General features: G+C 61.8%; 13 protein-coding genes and 1 tRNA gene. 9 read left to right on the forward strand and 5 right to left on the reverse strand.

From position 1 onward, the window contains the following. The first annotated feature begins 72 nt into the window (after nucleotides 1–72). Genes HU751_RS23695 through HU751_RS23715 form a run of 5 tightly spaced genes read left to right on the forward strand, consistent with a single transcriptional unit; the run spans nucleotide 73 to nucleotide 7,337 of the window. Entirely contained in the window at nucleotides 73–2,187 is a 2,115-nt protein-coding gene (locus HU751_RS23695; RefSeq protein WP_217862547.1) for a type VI secretion system Vgr family protein, read from the forward strand. After that, nucleotides 2,184–3,122 (forward strand): DUF4123 domain-containing protein, encoded by a 939-nt coding sequence (locus tag HU751_RS23700; RefSeq protein ID WP_186735970.1) that lies wholly within the window; start codon nucleotides 2,184–2,186, stop codon nucleotides 3,120–3,122. The genes HU751_RS23695 and HU751_RS23700 overlap by 4 nt, the downstream gene beginning before the upstream one ends. Continuing rightward, nucleotides 3,119–6,277, forward strand: a complete 3,159-nt coding sequence (locus HU751_RS23705; RefSeq protein WP_217862548.1) for a T6SS effector BTH_I2691 family protein — start codon at nucleotides 3,119–3,121, stop codon at nucleotides 6,275–6,277. The genes HU751_RS23700 and HU751_RS23705 overlap by 4 nt, the downstream gene beginning before the upstream one ends. A gap of 2 nt (nucleotides 6,278–6,279) precedes the next feature. Beyond that, nucleotides 6,280–7,083, forward strand: a complete 804-nt coding sequence (locus HU751_RS27140) for a DUF6708 domain-containing protein (protein ID WP_367616988.1) — start codon at nucleotides 6,280–6,282, stop codon at nucleotides 7,081–7,083. After that, nucleotides 7,080–7,337, forward strand: coding sequence for a PAAR domain-containing protein (locus tag HU751_RS23715; protein ID WP_186735956.1), 258 nt, complete (start codon nucleotides 7,080–7,082; stop codon nucleotides 7,335–7,337). Before HU751_RS27140 ends, HU751_RS23715 begins: the two co-directional genes overlap by 4 nt. Nucleotides 7,338–7,490: 153 nt before the next feature. Here the strand turns inward: HU751_RS23715 and HU751_RS23720 are convergent, their stop codons facing one another. Then, complete coding sequence (locus HU751_RS23720) at nucleotides 7,491–7,667, reverse strand: hypothetical protein (protein ID WP_217862549.1); 177 nt, start codon at nucleotides 7,665–7,667, stop codon at nucleotides 7,491–7,493. 3 nt (nucleotides 7,668–7,670) lie between these two features. Between HU751_RS23720 and HU751_RS23725 the strand changes: the two genes are divergently transcribed. The 4 genes from HU751_RS23725 (at nucleotide 7,671) to HU751_RS23740 (ending at nucleotide 12,741) form a co-directional block, all read left to right on the forward strand. Continuing rightward, complete coding sequence (locus HU751_RS23725; RefSeq protein ID WP_217862550.1) at nucleotides 7,671–10,289, forward strand: T6SS effector BTH_I2691 family protein; 2,619 nt, start codon at nucleotides 7,671–7,673, stop codon at nucleotides 10,287–10,289. After that, on the forward strand, nucleotides 10,289–11,476 hold the full coding sequence (locus tag HU751_RS23730; RefSeq protein ID WP_186734713.1) for a DUF6708 domain-containing protein: 1,188 nt from the start codon (nucleotides 10,289–10,291) through the stop codon (nucleotides 11,474–11,476). The genes HU751_RS23725 and HU751_RS23730 overlap by 1 nt, the downstream gene beginning before the upstream one ends. A gap of 192 nt (nucleotides 11,477–11,668) precedes the next feature. Continuing rightward, nucleotides 11,669–12,487 carry a DUF6708 domain-containing protein gene (locus tag HU751_RS26935; protein WP_225933379.1) on the forward strand — a complete coding sequence of 273 codons (819 nt, stop codon included), beginning with the start codon at nucleotides 11,669–11,671 and terminating at the stop codon, nucleotides 12,485–12,487. Beyond that, nucleotides 12,484–12,741, forward strand: a complete 258-nt coding sequence (locus HU751_RS23740; RefSeq protein ID WP_186734712.1) for a PAAR domain-containing protein — start codon at nucleotides 12,484–12,486, stop codon at nucleotides 12,739–12,741. Before HU751_RS26935 ends, HU751_RS23740 begins: the two co-directional genes overlap by 4 nt. 121 nt (nucleotides 12,742–12,862) lie before the next feature. Here HU751_RS23740 and HU751_RS23745 read toward each other — a convergent pair. The 4 genes from HU751_RS23745 to gacA all read right to left on the reverse strand — a co-directional run bounded on the left by HU751_RS23745 (nucleotide 12,863) and on the right by gacA (nucleotide 16,068). Further along, a tRNA-Gly gene (locus tag HU751_RS23745) sits at nucleotides 12,863–12,938 on the reverse strand. A gap of 64 nt (nucleotides 12,939–13,002) precedes the next feature. Further along, nucleotides 13,003–13,563, reverse strand: a complete 561-nt coding sequence (gene pgsA / locus HU751_RS23750) for a CDP-diacylglycerol--glycerol-3-phosphate 3-phosphatidyltransferase (RefSeq protein WP_028692524.1) — start codon at nucleotides 13,561–13,563, stop codon at nucleotides 13,003–13,005. A 33-nt stretch (nucleotides 13,564–13,596) separates the two neighbouring features. Further along, nucleotides 13,597–15,420: an excinuclease ABC subunit UvrC gene (gene uvrC / locus HU751_RS23755; RefSeq protein WP_186734711.1), complete on the reverse strand. Its 1,824-nt coding sequence runs from the start codon at nucleotides 15,418–15,420 to the stop codon at nucleotides 13,597–13,599. 9 nt (nucleotides 15,421–15,429) lie between these two features. Continuing rightward, on the reverse strand, nucleotides 15,430–16,068 hold the full coding sequence (gene gacA / locus HU751_RS23760) for a response regulator transcription factor GacA (protein ID WP_028692526.1): 639 nt from the start codon (nucleotides 16,066–16,068) through the stop codon (nucleotides 15,430–15,432). Between the last annotated feature and the right edge of the window lie 63 nt (nucleotides 16,069–16,131).

Consider the following 16,131-nt stretch of genomic DNA (forward strand, 5'->3'; position numbering starts at 1 on the left):
CGACCGCAGGGTTCCGGGCAGGCACGCCTGCCCGGGCTTCAGCCACCGTCAGAAGGCGGACAGGGACTTTCCATGCCTAATCAATCCGACCTGAGCTACCGCTTCGAGCCCCTGGCCAGCCAGGACCCGTTCGAGGTGGTCTCCTTCACCCTCGACGAAGCCCTCAGCACCCCGTTCCGGCTGGTGCTCGAACTGGTCAGCTACGAAGACAACGTCGACTTCGGCCACCTGCTCGACAAGCCCGCGCTGTTCACCATCCTGCGCGGCCAGCGCCCGATGCGCCACGTCCACGGCCTGATCAGCGCCTTCAGCCAGGGCGACACCGGCAACTGCCGCACCCGCTACCAGGCCGTGATCGAGCCCAAGCTGGCCCGCGCCGGGCTGCGTTCGAACTGGCGCATCTTCCAGCAGCAGAGCGTGCCGCAGATCCTCGAAACCCTGTTCAAGGCCCAGCGCATCACCGACTTCGAACTGGGCCACAGCTTCCCCCACGCGCCCCGCGAGTTCTGCGTCCAGGCCGGCGAAACCGACCTCGCCTTCATCACCCGCCTGGCCGCCGAGGAAGGCTTCATCTACCGCTTCGTCCACAGCGCCAAGGGCCACCGCCTGCTCGTCAGCGACCGCGTGCTGACCCTGGGCATGATCAGCTCCAGCCTGGTCAAGCCCGAGGACGATGACGACGACGAAGGCTTCATCGACGACGACTACCCCGATCCACTGGCCGTGCTCTACCACGCCAACAGCGGCGGCGACCAGGCCCGCCCCTGCCTGCGCCGCCTGCACTACCGCGAACAGGTGCGCACGGCCCGCCAGGTGCAGCGCGACTACTCCTTCACCCACCCGGCCTACCACCTGCAGCAGGAGTTCAACGCCAGCGACCTGCAGCACCAGGCCGACGACTACGAGCGCTTCGACTACCCCGGCCGCTACAAGCGCGACGAAGTCGGCATCCCCTTCACCCGCACCCGTCTCACCGCCCTGCGCCACGATGCGCGCATCGCCGAGGTCGAGGGCGACGACGTGCGCCTGCAGCCGGGCCTGAGCTTCGATCTGGTCGAACACCCCCGCGCAGACCTCAACATGCATTGGCGGGTGGCCAGCGTGCGCCACGAGGGCGCGCAGTTCACCAGCCTGCAGGAGGAAGCCGCCGGCGCCGAGCAAGGCACGCGCTACACGCAAAAGGCCCTGCTGGTACCTGGACGCATCGAATGGCGCCCCGAGGCGCCGCCCAAGCCGCGCATCGACGGCCCGCACATGGCCACCGTGGTCGGCCCCGAGGGCGAAGAAATCTTTTGCGACGAGTGGGGCCGGGTCAAGGTCAGCTTCCCCTGGGACCGCGAGAGCCGCGACAACGAGTACAGCTCCTGCTGGGTCCGGGTCTCCCAGGGCTGGGCCGGCGGCGGCTGGGGCGCCATGGCCATCCCGCGAATCGGCCAGGACGTGGTCATCCAGTACGTCAACGCCGATCCCGACCAGCCGATGATCACCGGCCGTACCTACTGCGGCAACCAGCGTCCGCCCTACGAACTGCCCAAGCACCGCACGCGCATGACCATCAAGAGCAAGACCCACAAGGGGCAAGGCTTCAACGAGCTGCGCTTCGAGGATGAGCTGGGGCAGGAAGAGGTGTTCATTCATGCGCAGCGGGATCAGAACAATGTGGTCAAGCATGATGAAACCACGCAGGTTGGCAATGATCGACGTGAGGAGGTTGGCCATGACGAAGTGCTCGACGTCGCCAACAACCGTCGCGAAACCATCGGCAACGACGACCAGGTGACGATTGGCCATGACGCGCTGCTGGACATCGGCCATAGCCAGACCATCACGATTGCCCAGGACCACACGGTGCGGGTGGGCAATCATCGCTTTGACAGCACGGCGGCCAACCACAGCGTCAGCGTGGGTGGCCATATGCAGCAGACCATCGAGGGCCACCTTGAACTGAAGGCCGGCCAGGCCATTCGGCAGCACACCCGGTGCTACGAAATCCATGCCTCGCAGAGCATCACCCTCAAAGCGCCAGGCGGCACGCTGCGCATCGACGGCGACGGGATCACGCTCGATGGCGTAGCGCTGATCCTGAAAGCGCCGCTGAGCCAGAACGCCAGCGGTAGCGGCAACGAACTGTCGATCACCAGCCAGGTGTTGCAGGGGCTTGAAGAATGCGTGGAGCACCAGCGATGAAACCTGAATATCTGCTCGACCTGGTGGCACAGGCGCGTAAACCCGACGATTTCCTCTACCTGCTGCTCGACCCGCTTGCCAACTGCGGTCCCGAACATCCCTTGAGCATTGCAGCGCTGACCCGGCAACTGGGAGTAGAGGCAGTCGAATGTGTGATGCGCGACGACCTGGCGCACCTGACAGCGGAGTGTCCGACTCTGGTCGAGCTGGCGGCGCCCGGCCAGCCCGCTGACACACTGCTTCAGCTCACTGCCGTCCATGCCCTGTCAGAAGTGGACTTCGACAGACGCCATGTCTGCGGTTGGCTATTGAGCGAACAGCCATTGCCGGTCATCGCCCGGCACCTCGCTGCCCGTTGCTTGACCATGCCCCCGGTGGCCGGTCCGGCAACGGCTCCCTGGTTCGAGCCTTTGCGCCTGGAGTTGCTGCACGCCACGATGCTCGATATCAGCGATGTGCTATGGCCCTTGAGCGCATGGTTGTACCCAACCGCCTGCGGCACCTTCGCCTGCGTGCAAGGCCGCGCGTTCGCCAGGGACCTGGTCATACCGCACGCCGTCCGCGAACTGCAGTACATGGCCCCTCAAGTCAGGTGTCTGCTGGGTGCCTGGCGTTTGCTGAACCAATCGCCCCCGAGCTACTCGCCCTTGGCGTGGAAGGGCCCCTCGAGCCTTCCGCCCCAGGCGCCCTTCCATGTGTACCAACTGATCGTCGCGGCCTGGGCGCGTGGGCTTGTGGACCTCGATGACGCTTCATGCCTGGTCCTGCACCAGATCATGATCCATCCACGCCTGCTCGAACACCCCACCATCCAGCACGACTTCAACCAAGCCGTAGCGGGCGAGTGCCGCCTGGTCTCGCGCTTCGCCACCTACAGCGACTACGACTGGTCCAAAGTCGTCGCCGCGCTGCCCCAGTCTCGGAGCTATCCATGACCCTCAGCCTCAGTCAGTCCATCCTGGACGCACAACGTCAAGCCATTCCCGTCCCCAAGCCCCGCTGCTCCGCCTGCCAGCGTATCGGCCTGCCCATCCTCCTGCTGCGGACCGCCTACGCCCCCAGCCCCAAGACCCTGAGCACGCGCAACCTGCCCAACTACAACGGTATCGCCGGCATCCCCATGCACAACGAACAGTTGCGCATCCTGCGCCAGGGCTATGTCTACGTGCTGCTCGACCAACGGGTCTGGCACGCCTACCAGGTCACCCCCGAAGGGGCACTGCGCCAGTTCCCGGCCTTCCAGCCACCCCCGCAAGCCGGCAAACCCTTGTCCACGGCCTGCCGGCAAGAACATCACGATGTCATCGCGTCGTTCATCAACATCAACACCCTGCTGTACTCGACCGCCTGGATCGCCTTCGCCAACGATCCCTGGCCCAAGCCCGTGCTGGACCAGTACAAGCACGCCATCGCGAACAACGACCCCGAGCTCACCAGCCGCTTCCAGGCTCTCGACCTGAAAGCGGCCCGCGAAGCGCCCGGCAGCGTGGGACGGGCCATGCACGCAGACCGCCTGCAACTCGACGAGGTCCTGGAATACGCCGTGCCAAGCACCGGCCCCTTCACCAGCGTCCATGGCTTCTACCCTCGCCTCGAGCGCCTGGCGGCCACGCGCACGTACATCGGTGCCCTGATACAACGCGAAGAGCTCGCCGATGGCGTGCTCGCGCTAACGGTGCCAGACCCCGTCGGCATGGTTCAGGAGTGCAACGCGCAACGCCTCGCCTGGGTCCAGGCCCTGCAGGCCTGGCGCGCCGAGCCGCAACGGCACTTCGAGCATTTCACCTCCCTGGCCCTGCTCGGCATTCGCGAGCTGAACGCCACGCTGGCCGCCGACGAGGCTGCCGCCGAAGTCGAGCGAGAAGCACGCGAGGTCGAGCGCTGGAACAGCAGCCCCCTGCTCGCCGCCAAGGCTCCCCTCCCCGCCGTGGATGTCGAGGCCCAGTTGCCGCGTAGGATCGAGCGCAAGCAGCAGGAAGCACGGGAGCGCTTCGAGGAACGCTACGACGAGGGCGCACGCAGCGCCTTCGCCAGCGCCTACGAGACCGAACTGCACAACCGCCAACAGCTGATCGACCAGCTGGCCACCTTGTATGCCGAGCTCTACGCCGCCCCAGCGTTTCAACGCATCGCCTACAACGACTACAGCGCCACCGACTGGCGCTCGGTGGAGTACTTCGTGAGCATGATGGGTTCCTGCCTGTACGGCGGCCCCAGCGAAACCCAGCCGCAGGACGGCGCCGCGCTCGGCGCGAGCCAACGGCTGTGGCAACAGGAACTGGAAAACCCCGACAGCCTGCTGTACCAGGCCCTGGTCGCCAAGCACCAAGGGCTGCTCCGGCAACTGCTGGAGGCCTTGACCAGCCAGGACCTGAGCAAGGTCTACGACACGGTCAAGGGCCTTACCACCAGCTACGAGGGCCAGCAGCTGATGGTCAAGCCGGTGCGCGACGCCATCGGCCAACTGCTCGCCGCCACCGCCAATGCCGGCAACACCCTCCACAAACACCTGTCCGCCGGCGCCCGGCAGATGATCGGCTACGTGCACAGCGCGGCGCTGCTGCGTTTTGCCGGGCAGCACATGACGCAGCTCGTCGTGCCGCTCAGGGCGGGCGAATACCTGAAGCTGCTCAACGAAGGCCTGCAGGCGCGCACCGATGCGCTGCTGGGGCAGCTGGACCAGGCCTTTCGCAAACCCGCCGCGCACAAGGTCAACGCCATGCTGCTCAGCGGCGCCATCACTGCGGCGGTGTCCGGCAAGCACGGCAAGGTCGTGGAACTGGTGCTCTGGACCATGGAGAGCGCCGAGGACCTGCAGGCCCGGTTGCAGCACCTGCAGGCCAGCGCGGGTACCGGCGCTGGCGAGGCGTTGCGCAGCGTGCGCATAGGGGCAGACAGCCTGCAATACCAGGTCGCCCACAGCCTGCGCCTGCTCAGCCTGAGCGCGGAGCAGACCCGCGCCCTGGCCCGTGAAGCCATGGGCAATCTGCGCAGTGGCTTGTCTGGCCTGGGGCCAGGCCGCGCGGACCTGATGTTGAGCCTGGGTGGGTTGTGGTTCCAGCAGGACAGCCTGCGCAGGAATCATGACGCGCTGAACGCGATCCCGGGCAATGCGGAAGCCGAAGCACTGGCAGCGGTGTGGTCGTCGTCGATTGGGGTTTTGGGCTTGAGTATTGAGGCGACAGGGAAAGCGATCGAGGTATTGCGACCTGCCCGGGCCGCCGTGACGGCGGGCTCGACATTGATGCAGGGGACGCAACTGGTGAGGTACGGTGGTGCCATTGCTGCCGTGGCCGGCTTTGCTGATGGAGCTAATTATGCATTAGCTGCTCAACGAACAGACTTACAAGGCGACTCAGCATCTAGACGCCTATACATCACAGCCGGACTACTTTCAATAGGCTCGGGAGTCGCAGGGGTTAGCACACTTCTCTTTGGTAGCGGATTCCTGGGACCTGTAGGGATAGCACTAATATTTGCACTTTCAGCCTACGCGCTTGCTACGATCGCTAAGAAAAACGAATCGTCTCCACTGGAAATCTGGGCGCGCCAGTCCAGGTGGGGGTTGCCGGCGTCGCATCGTGAATGGCAGGTCGCAGAAGACAACGACAACGCTATAGGTGCTCTCAATGCTGCCCTGTTGGGTATCACTGCTCACGCCTCAATAGATATAACATTCAAAGAAACACACCCTCCGACAACGATAGAGCCGTTCGTCACGCTCAGGGACAGCTTCTCGGTCCCACTCGAAACACGCCTGAACTACACAATCACCATTCCTAACTTTGTTCACAGACAGGCAAAATACGAATGGACGCTGGTAGTTTATTCACCGGGTAGAAAAACTGTACCGACCGTGTACTCAGGAGACAGCGACAAGGAAAAAACCGAGTTATATGAGAACACTGGCAGCCCAGAGGATAGTTCTCGCCAAGGAAAGACTCTAAGAATAGAAGGAAGCACATCAACTGCGAACTTCAAAACCATCGACGCCTTTGAGTTAACAGTCAGCTATTGGCCCGACAAGGACGACACCACAAATCTCGCGAGGCTCGTAAAAAAACAAGACAAATTAGATACAAGGGGATAAAAATGAAACGACCTATCCTAACCCCCCCGTGCTCTGGCTGGAAAGAAGATTTCAATCCTCCGGGGTCACCTCGTAGAGTCGAGCCTTCCCCCAACCTAATAACCTCCAATCACCAAGATGATATATATCTAGAGATACCTCGAAACTCGGTCAGCACGGGAGGACTGTTACTCCTATGCCTACCGCCCAGCATATTCTCAGTATTTATAGCTATAGGAGTAATAATAGACAGCATCCAAGACAGTGATTACAATTTCTTACCTATTGGATTTGCAGCGCTATCATTAGTAACCTGGCAAGCAACATCATTTGCTCGCCTAATCCGCGCCACCCCTCGCGACGAACCCATACGATTCAACCGGGCTCGTCAAAAAATCTACGCTTACAACTTTACGTTCTGTTGGTGGAACCCTTTCATTCCATGGCCAATAAAAATCGTCAGCTACGACTGGAAGGATGTACGCGCCGAACGCTGGAGAAAACAGGCTGTCACCCACCAAGGCTCGCACCTCGTGAAGACAGGGATCATGTTGTCCGTCGTCGAACCGGGCACCAACAAGGTCATCGACCGGTTCTCTTTGAGTAATACGTATGGGGAAGAGTCCATCTGGGCCTACATCTGCACTTACATGCAACACGGTCTCGATGCTGTTTCACCTGCCCCACACAATGAAGATCACAACCTTCTCCTCTGGTATCAGTTCGCCAAGCGTCTGGCACCAGAGGTCAAGTGGCCAGAAGCGATAGACCATGAATCGCGAACGGCCCCACAAACCGCTCCACTTGCACAGGTGGAGTCGCCATGAAGCCTGTCGTCCTCGTCGGCCATCGCCACCTTTGCCCTCTCCACGGGGAAGGTACCGTCATCAGTGGCGCGGGCAGTGCCACAGTGAATGGTCGTGCAATCGCACGCATGGGGGATGAGCTCAGTTGCGGTGCGGTCATCGAGACTGGTGCCGCGCATACGCTAATTGAGGGCAGCCCCGCGGCGCGCCTGGGAGACAAGTCAAGCCATGGCGGCACACTGATAGAAGGTGACCCCACCTGGCTGATCGAATAGGGCTAGTGCTGTGCGGCAGGCTGGCGTCGTCGAGCATGATCATCATGACGGGCGCCACGCTATGCCCCCTGTGCATGAAGAAGGGACTGATAACCCGGCCACAAGCAAATACGCCTGGGCCTCGCGCAGAAGCTCCTGGCCTTTGCACGTGAATCAGGCCTCGTACGGCAGGAAGACCAGATTACCTATGTGATTTTCATGGCGCTGCTGGGTGAGGGCCTGACGAGCGATCCCGTCTGGCAAGCCGCCATAAATGACGCCCTCGACAAGCAAACGTCGCTTGTCGAGTCGGTAAAAACCCACCTGCATGAACAGCTTCGCTGAGGACATCGGATGTTCGACTTCAACAAATTGCTCGAAATCAATCGGCAAGCCTGCGAGGCCCTGGAGGCCCCCTTCGCCAGCGGGCCCGCCGTCCATTGCACGCGCACCTTCACTATCCTGCCCCTGCGCTATGCGGCCGTTGGCGGCACTACCGGCCAACGCCTGCGCTTGCCCACCCTGCCCGAACACCTGCGCCATCCCTACAGTGTTGCCACGCTCCAGCATGCCGACTATGCCATTCGGCCACTGCGCCAAGGCTTCCTGTACGTCATGGAGAAACGCAAGCGCAGCGGGCAGCACAGCCTGCACCCGCCCTATCGCATTGCGGCGAACGGTTCATTGTCGCTGGTTACCCCCGGGCAGTCCGAGCCGGACGCCACAGACGCCCACACCCTGCGCGACATGATTCGCAACACGGCCTTGGCGTTCAACGTCCATGACCTCGAAGACCTGGCTGAGCTGCGCCTGTTCTACAGCCCCGACCCGTTGACCGAAGCGGCCCAGCAGCAACTGCTGCGTCGACGCGACAGGCTGCCACCCGTGGATGTCGCCGCCTTCACCGGCCTTGGCTGCCCGACGCCCAGGCCTTATGTGCTGCGCCATGACCAGCTGGACCTGGTCGCCGATTTCGCTGCGGAAACCGACAGCTCATTGCGCAAGCTGCTGGACAACCAGCTGTTCAGTGAAACCAGCGTCCACTCGCTAACGGCGGCCCGGTACATGCTGGGCCCGGGTGCCGACAAACCCGAGGCCCGTGGTATCGCGGTGGTGGTGGAGGATGCCATCGGCATCACTCAGCAACTCAATGCCTGGCGCAACGCGGGCATGGAGCACCTGAAGGACTGGCTGCAAGCCTCGGAGGCGGTCGCGGGAAAACCCGGCCCCAGCAACGAGCGCAAGGTGCTGGTCGCCCAGGCCTTCACCGAACTGCATCAGCAATTCAGTGAGCGCAAGGTCGCCGCGCTGGTCGACCGTCACAAAGAGGCCATGCGCGCCCACCTCGCCGGTGCCGATCAGGGCGCCAACCCGCAGATGGCCGCCTGGTGGGCGCAGGCCAAGGAGGGCATTCTCGATACCGCAGGCGCACTCAGGCGCCAGGACCTTGAGGCCCGGGCGAACAACGGCGAGTTCGCCCGGCAGTTCGAAACGCGCTACCTGCCACACGTCGACCTCAAGGCCATGCACGACCAGCTTGCCTGGTTCGAATCCCACGGCCTCGAGGCGCAGCGCCTGGCCGACGTGCGGGCCGACGACCATCTCGTCTGGCTGCAATCTGAGCAACTGCTCGCGGCCCTGGCCTACTACGACGAGAACGACCTGCGCAGCGGCCTGTGCTTTGCCCACCAAACCGGGCTCAGCGTGGTCGGCATGGAGGGCGTGTCGGCCGGGGCGCGGCTGCTCGCCCAGTGGTGGCATGCCGACACGCTGACGCCCGATAACCTGGCCCTGCGTTCCTTCGTCTTCAACCAGCGCGCCATTGCCGAGGTGCTGGAGCAGACACGCCAGGCGTTGCAAGCGCTGCCACCGGAATACGATCACTGGCAGCAGGTGGACACTTCACTCAAGTACGCCAAGGAACTCGCCTCGCAGTTCAGCCGGGTGGACGGCCACCTCGACCAGCTGGCCCAGCACAGCGCCCTCAACACCGCCGGCGCCTTGGCCTGGCTGGGTCAACTGGGGCGCCAGAGCCTGCAGGCCGGCGCCCCCGGCAACATGGATCGCCTGCTGTACCGGCGCCTGGGCACTTACCTCATTGCCTCGCTGGGCGAGCAAGCCATCAACCTGCGCCTGAGTGAACACGCACTCGAGGGTGACACCCCCTCGCGAGGACGGGTGGCGGCCCCCATGGTCCGGCGCCTTGATCGCGCCTATGTGGAGACGTTGCAGGGCGCTCATGCTCATTCGTTCTATCGGCTCCGGCTGGCCAGTGGGCTGCTCCTTCTGGAGGCGGGACTGCTCCTGTTGCAGGGGCAGCGGGATGACAAGGACCGGCGCTTCTGGAGCGAGGTGGTGGCCGCAGGATTGGCCAGTGCGGCGGCGGGGTTCGAGCTACTGGCGGTGGGGACCGAACAGACCCTGCTGGGCGTCGGGCGGAACAGCGCGATTGCGCGGGGAGCGGACATCAGCCTGGGGCGTTATCGGCTATGGGGGGCGGGATTGGCGACGGTGGGTGGCGTTGTCAGTATTGCGTGGGACGTTTCAGATGCGAGAGAAGCCGACGTTCGATCTAAATCATTGCTGGCGACGACTTATTGGCTGCGAGCTGGATCTACGACCGCCCTACTTTTGGGGCAGGGAGGAATAGCGTTTTCACAAGCGAGTGCGTTTTTCCAATGGCTATCAATGAGTGCCAACCAAACATGGAGAAGCAGCTTATACGCTACCCTTTCCACTCTTTCCGCACGGCTAGCCGCGAACCGAGCAGCAATGATGTTTCTGAGTCGCTTGAGCTGGATAGGCGGCGCAATTGTACTCGGCACCACTATAACCTTACTCATCATCGATGATGACGCACTGGAGAAGTGGTGCAGCAAATGTTGCTTCCGCCTTAAATCATCCAACAAAGGATACATAAAGGACACCGAAGAACTCGAAGCCTTATTCAGCGCCATGAGTGAGGTCATATAATGTATTTTGTTGAATGGCTTGCATGGCTGGCCGCCATTGACCCCAAAGAAAAACGCGAAGCCTTTAAAAAGCAGAACAGAACAATTAAGAACAGAGGGGTGTACGAAAGCGAAGACGAAGAATACGTTGCAGCCGCAAAAAAATCAGTATGCAAAACCCCAAAAAGCCGTGGCCCAGTCTACGTGTACAACGAGCATGTGCTCGAAATGCGCTGCGGCATGTGGGAGGACAAGCGCGGGCTGATCAGTATATTATCTCTCACCATAATAATGCTGATAATCAGCGGACTAGAAATTGCTTCCCACTCGATAATGATATTGATCGATCTTGCTTCTAATTATCAGGGAGAGCCGTATGGTGAGAGGCTATATCTAGCAGTTTTCTTTCTCAGCACAACCCTCTGCATCTTGTGGTTTTACCTGAAATATGTTTTCCGTTTCACACGCTTTGAAATGTTCACGTCACGCCACTTGTTGATACGCTTCAACCGCACCACCCAACAAGTCTACCTCCACCGCCCGCCATACTGCGGAGGGATCGTCACGCTCCCGTGGAACGGCGTATCGTCCAGCGGCTCTGATAAAAAGTATGCTCCGCCAGGTGGCATGGGCATGCCGCTGGAACTCACATGGTCGCCCGTTTTCACTGGCACACTGCGTCCTGAACTGATCTGGGTAGGCAAATCCGCGAACAATTTCGCGGAGCTTCAAGCCGAATGGGAGTTTATCCGTCGTTTCATGGATGAAGGCCCAGAGGGACTACCGCCCCCCCACATCACCTCGCATTTCCCCTGGCCCTGGCAAGCCTTCACGCCTCAGTTCGAAGGTCTGACGCACTACTTCCGCAGTTCCCCACGCGTCCTGAAATGCGGCCTGCTCTTGCTGTCTCCTGCCTTCCTGATCATCGGAACAGGCCACTGGGTGAGTCTCCTGCTGTGCTGGAAACCTCGCTGGCCCAAGATCATCCGTGAAGCCGGCCTGCCGGGAAAACCCGTCCCGGCACTAACCACAGTTGACGATTACCCACCCCATATCCAGGAGAGGCTACGGGAAAACGCCTACCTCTGGGCCATACGTCCAGGCAAACGCCCGGAGAGAAAACCCCGCGTCTCTAAACGTCGACCCAAGAGCCAACCCAATATCGAGAAGGATGCGCCCCATGAGGTCGACAGTATCGATCAGCCGTAAAGCCGGGTTGTTGGTCGGTATGGAGGGCGTGTCCTCCCGGGCGCGGCTGCTCGCCCAGTGGTGGCGTCCGCCGGCACTCACCCCAGGCCTTGGTAAGCACAGCATCATGGCCGCAACGTTAAACGTCACTTACTGGCCAGACCGAAACTCCCCTGAGGCCTATGCACACTTAGAAATTCAGGCGATCAACGAATGACTAAAATCAATGAATATCTACCTCGTCACCCCATTGGCTGGAAATATGACCTACCTCTTCCCACCGAAGAACCACCCGTATCATTCAACCCGGCTCTGCTACCGCCCACGCCAAACCAAATAAATAACACTTACATGGAAGTATCCAGAGCAACTTTGAGCACCAGAGGCCTTGGCAGCATCGGCGGAATCATAACATTACTACTCAGCCTTCTAGTAAACTTACCATTTATCTATGACTCAATCACAAATAGCAGCGATATGAATATAGGCTTCATTCTCCTAGGATACCTATTTATAATTATTTCATGCTGGGCGATAATACCTTACATCCGTATAGACCTAGAACTACCGCGCGACGAGCCAATACGCTTCAACCGTTCACGCCAGAAAGTCTACTTCTATCAATATAGATTTGATCGCATCAGCGTGTTCAGCCGAAAAAAATGGGGGATCCACCCTGTGGCCTACGACTGGAAAGATCTTACCGCCGAAGTCTGTAGTGTCTACGCCCCCATGGGTAATGGTGGAGTCGTCGAAAAAGTTCTTTTCGCAGTCCGCAAACCAGGTACCGACGAAATTATCGACCGTCTCTTCCTCACCCATAATATCGAGGTTGGAACGCGATACTGGGAGATCATCAGACTGTTCATGCAACAGGGCCCAGACGCCCTTCCCACCTTTGTTCGCCCGCCCCGCGATTGGGACAATGACTTCGAACTCACCCCCATTCGCCGATTGGCCCCCAGGGTGCAATGGCCGGAAGCGATAGACCGTGAGTCCCGTACTGGCCCTGCCGCAGGAGAACCCACATGAAACCGGTCGTCCTTGTAGGCCACCTGCACGAGTGCCCGCTGCATGGCGCGGGTGTGGTGGAAACCGGCTGTGAAACCTATCAGTTCAATGGCAAACCCGTTGCCCGCGTCGGGGACCGTATCAGCTGTGGGGCGCTAATCGAAACGGGGGCCACGCACTTTCTCATCGATGGCAAGTGCGTTGCACGCCAGGGCGATCGCACCAGTCATGGTGGCACGCTTGTCGAGGGGGACTCGGGGTGGCTTCTCGACTGACAGGTGCTTGTGCCTTGGGGCAAGAGACGCCATGCGCCTGCAACCACCAAATCCCAGGCACAAAAAAAGAGGCCTTTCGGCCTCTTCTTTGTGATCCCAGCGACGCACTGCGGATCTAATTTGGAGCGGGAAACGAGACTCGAACTCGCGACCCCGACCTTGGCAAGGTCGTGCTCTACCAACTGAGCTATTCCCGCGTCGTGATGGGTGCCATTCTAGCGATTTCCAGAACGGCGTCAACCCCTTGATTCAAAAAAACTTTTACTTCTGCTCCGAACCTTCGCGCAGGTGCGGCCAGGCGGCCAGCAGGTAGTGCACCATCGAGATCAGGGTCAGGCCCGCCGCCACCAGCAGCAGCCCATAGCCCAGCACCACCCAAAAGGTCAGCAGCGGCGGGTTGGCCAGCAGGATCACCAGCGCCAGCATCTGCGCGGCGGTCTTCCACTTGCCCAGGTTCGACACCGCCACATGAGCGCGGGCGCCGAGCTCGGCCATCCACTCGCGCAGCGCCGAGACGACGATCTCGCGGCCGATGATCACCGCCGCCGGCAGCGTCAGCCAGAAGTTGGCGTGCACCTGCACCAGCAGGACCAGGGCCACGGCGACCATCAGCTTGTCGGCCACCGGGTCGAGGAAGGCGCCGAACGGGGTGCTCTGCTGCAACCGACGCGCCAGGTAGCCGTCGAGCCAGTCGGTGGCGGCGGCGATGGCGAACACCGTGCTGGCGGCCATGTAGCTCCAGTGATAGGGCACATAGAACAGCAGGATGAAGATCGGGATGAGCAGGACGCGTAGAACGGTGAGCAGGTTTGGAATATTCATCGGTACGACTGGCTGCGAGTTGAACCCGGCATTCTACTCGCTATGCAGGCTGGCATAAATCGACTCGGCAAGCTTTTTACTGATGCCGGGGGCTTTGGCGATCTCATCGATACTGGCGCGGTTGAGCTCCTGCAGGCCGCCGAAATGTTTCAGCAGGTCGCGACGGCGCTTGGGGCCGACCCCGGCGACGTCCTCCAGGCTCGAGGTGCGCCGGGCCTTGCCGCGCCGAGCACGGTGGCCGGTGATGGCGAAGCGGTGGGCTTCGTCGCGGATCTGCTGGATCAGGTGCAGGGCCGGCGAGTCGCCCTTGAGGGTGAACTCGTGGGCCACGTCGTTCAGGTACAGGGTCTCGAAACCGGCCTTGCGGGTCACGCCCTTGGCCACGCCCAGCAGCGTCAGGTCAGTAAAGCCCAGTTCCTGCATCACGTCGCGGGCCATGTTCAGCTGGCCCTTGCCGCCGTCCACCAGCAGCACGTCAGGCAGCTTGCCCTCGCCGTCCTTGATCCGCCCATAGCGGCGCTGCAAGGCCTGGTGCATGGCCGCGTAGTCGTCGCCAGCGGTGACGCCCTCGATATTGAAGCGGCGGTAGTCGGACTTGAGCGGGCCTTCGGGGCCGAACACCACGCAGCTGGCCACGGTGGCTTCGCCGCTGGAGTGGCTGATGTCGTAGCACTCCAGGCGCTGCGGCACCTCGTCCAGGTCGAGCACCTGGGCCAGCGCCTCGAAGCGCGCGGCCATGTGCTGGCGGTTGGCCAGGCGGGCGTTGAGGGCCTGCTCGGCGTTGGTCACCGCCAACTGCTGCCAGCGCGCGCGGGTGCCGCGCACCCGGTGGCTGATGCTGATCTCGCGTCCGCGCAGGGTCTGCAGCGCCTCGCTGATGGCGGCGAAGTCGTCGTGCACCACGTTGACGATCAGCTCGCCCGGCAGCTCGCGCTCGGCGTTGCCCAGGTAGTACTGGGACAGGAACGCGGCCATGACCTCGGCCACCTCCTCCTCGATGCCCACCTGGGGGAAGAAGTTCTTGCTGCCCAGCACCCGGCCGCCACGCACGCTGATCAGGTGCACGCAGGCACCGCCCGGGTTGACGAAGGCCGCCACCACGTCGACGTCGCCGGAGCCGCCCTCCATGTACTGCTGGTCCTGGACCCGGCGCAGCAGGGCGATCTGGTCGCGCAACTCGGCGGCCTTCTCGAAGTTCAGGGCCATGGCGGCCTTTTCCATCTCGGCGCTGAGCTCGTTGCCCAGCTGCTGGCTGCGGCCTTCGAGGAACATCACCGAGTGGCGCACGTCCTCGGCGTACTCCTCGGCGGCGACCAGCCCCACGCACGGCCCCTTGCAGCGCTTGATCTGGTACTGCAGGCACGGGCGGGTGCGGTTGGCGTAGTAGCTGTCCTCGCACTGGCGCACCGAGAACGCCTTCTGCAACAGGCTCAGGCTCTCGCGGATGGCACCGGCGCTGGGGTACGGGCCGAAATAGCGGCCCTTGGCCTTCTTCGCGCCGCGGTGGATGCCCAGGCGCGGGAACTCACCGTCGGACAGGAACACGTACGGGTAGGACTTATCGTCGCGCAGCAGGATGTTGTAGGGCGGCCGCCATTCCTTGATCAGCGTCTGCTCGAGCAGCAGCGCCTCGGTCTCGTTGGCGGTGATGGTGGTTTCGACCTGAGCGATGCGCCCCACCAGGGCAGCCGTCTTCGGCGCCAGCCCGGTCTTGCGGAAATAGCTGGCCAGGCGCTTCTTGAGGTTCTTGGCCTTGCCCACGTACAGCAGCCGGGCCTCGGCGTCGAACATCCGGTACACGCCCGGGCGACCGCTGCAGGTCGCCAGGAACGCGCTTGCATCAAAAGGTTGTGACATGAGGTGTGCTTACAGACTTGCGTCGACCATACCGTGGCGGACGGCCAGCAAGGTCAGTTCGACGTCGCTGGTGACCGAGAGTTTTTCGAAGATTCGATAACGGTAAGTATTGACGGTCTTGGGGGACAGACACAACTTGTCAGAGATGATCTGCACCTTCTGGCAGCCTACGATCATCAGCGCAATCTGGATTTCCCGCTCGGACAGCGCGTCGAACGGCGAGCCCTGGGGCTGGAACGACTTGAGCGCCAGCTGCTGGGCGATCTGCGGGCTGATGTAGCGCTGGCCGGCGAAGGCCAGGCGGATCGCCTGGACCATTTCGTCGAGCCCGGCGCCCTTGGTGAGGTAGCCCGCGGCACCCGCCTGCAACAGGCGGGTGGGGAACGGGTCTTCCTCGCACACGGTCACCGCGACCACCTTGATGTCCGGATGGCTGCGCAACAGCTTGCGCGTGGCTTCCAGACCACCGATCCCTGGCATCTTCACGTCCATCAGGACCACGTCCGGCTTGAGCTCGCGGGCCAGCTTGAGGGCGGACTCGCCAGAGTCCGCCTCCCCCACCACCTGCAGCCCGTCGATGTCGGCCAGCATGCGTGTGATGCCGGTACGCACCAGATCGTGATCGTCGACCACCAGGACCCTAATCAAGCAGACACCTCGTCAGTGGGGCGATTGGATCCCGCCACCTTAACAAAATTTTTCACAACGAAC

Source organism: Pseudomonas peradeniyensis (assembly GCF_014268935.2).
Lineage (GTDB): Bacteria > Pseudomonadota > Gammaproteobacteria > Pseudomonadales > Pseudomonadaceae > Aquipseudomonas > Aquipseudomonas peradeniyensis.

What these genes read in the sequence shown, in the direction of transcription:
- HU751_RS23695 (WP_217862547.1), top strand. Translation starts at nt 73, where the DNA reads ATGCCTAATCAATCCGACCTGAGCTACCGCTTCGAGCCCCTGGCCAGC.
- HU751_RS23700 (WP_186735970.1), top strand. Translation starts at nt 2,184, where the DNA reads ATGAAACCTGAATATCTGCTCGACCTGGTGGCACAGGCGCGTAAACCC.
- HU751_RS23705 (WP_217862548.1), top strand. Translation starts at nt 3,119, where the DNA reads ATGACCCTCAGCCTCAGTCAGTCCATCCTGGACGCACAACGTCAAGCC.
- HU751_RS27140 (WP_367616988.1), top strand. Translation starts at nt 6,280, where the DNA reads ATGAAACGACCTATCCTAACCCCCCCGTGCTCTGGCTGGAAAGAAGAT.
- HU751_RS23715 (WP_186735956.1), top strand. Translation starts at nt 7,080, where the DNA reads ATGAAGCCTGTCGTCCTCGTCGGCCATCGCCACCTTTGCCCTCTCCAC.
- HU751_RS23720 (WP_217862549.1), bottom strand. Translation starts at nt 7,667, where the DNA reads ATGTCCTCAGCGAAGCTGTTCATGCAGGTGGGTTTTTACCGACTCGAC.
- HU751_RS23725 (WP_217862550.1), top strand. Translation starts at nt 7,671, where the DNA reads ATGTTCGACTTCAACAAATTGCTCGAAATCAATCGGCAAGCCTGCGAG.
- HU751_RS23730 (WP_186734713.1), top strand. Translation starts at nt 10,289, where the DNA reads ATGTATTTTGTTGAATGGCTTGCATGGCTGGCCGCCATTGACCCCAAA.
- HU751_RS26935 (WP_225933379.1), top strand. Translation starts at nt 11,669, where the DNA reads ATGACTAAAATCAATGAATATCTACCTCGTCACCCCATTGGCTGGAAA.
- HU751_RS23740 (WP_186734712.1), top strand. Translation starts at nt 12,484, where the DNA reads ATGAAACCGGTCGTCCTTGTAGGCCACCTGCACGAGTGCCCGCTGCAT.
- pgsA (WP_028692524.1), bottom strand. Translation starts at nt 13,563, where the DNA reads ATGAATATTCCAAACCTGCTCACCGTTCTACGCGTCCTGCTCATCCCG.
- uvrC (WP_186734711.1), bottom strand. Translation starts at nt 15,420, where the DNA reads ATGTCACAACCTTTTGATGCAAGCGCGTTCCTGGCGACCTGCAGCGGT.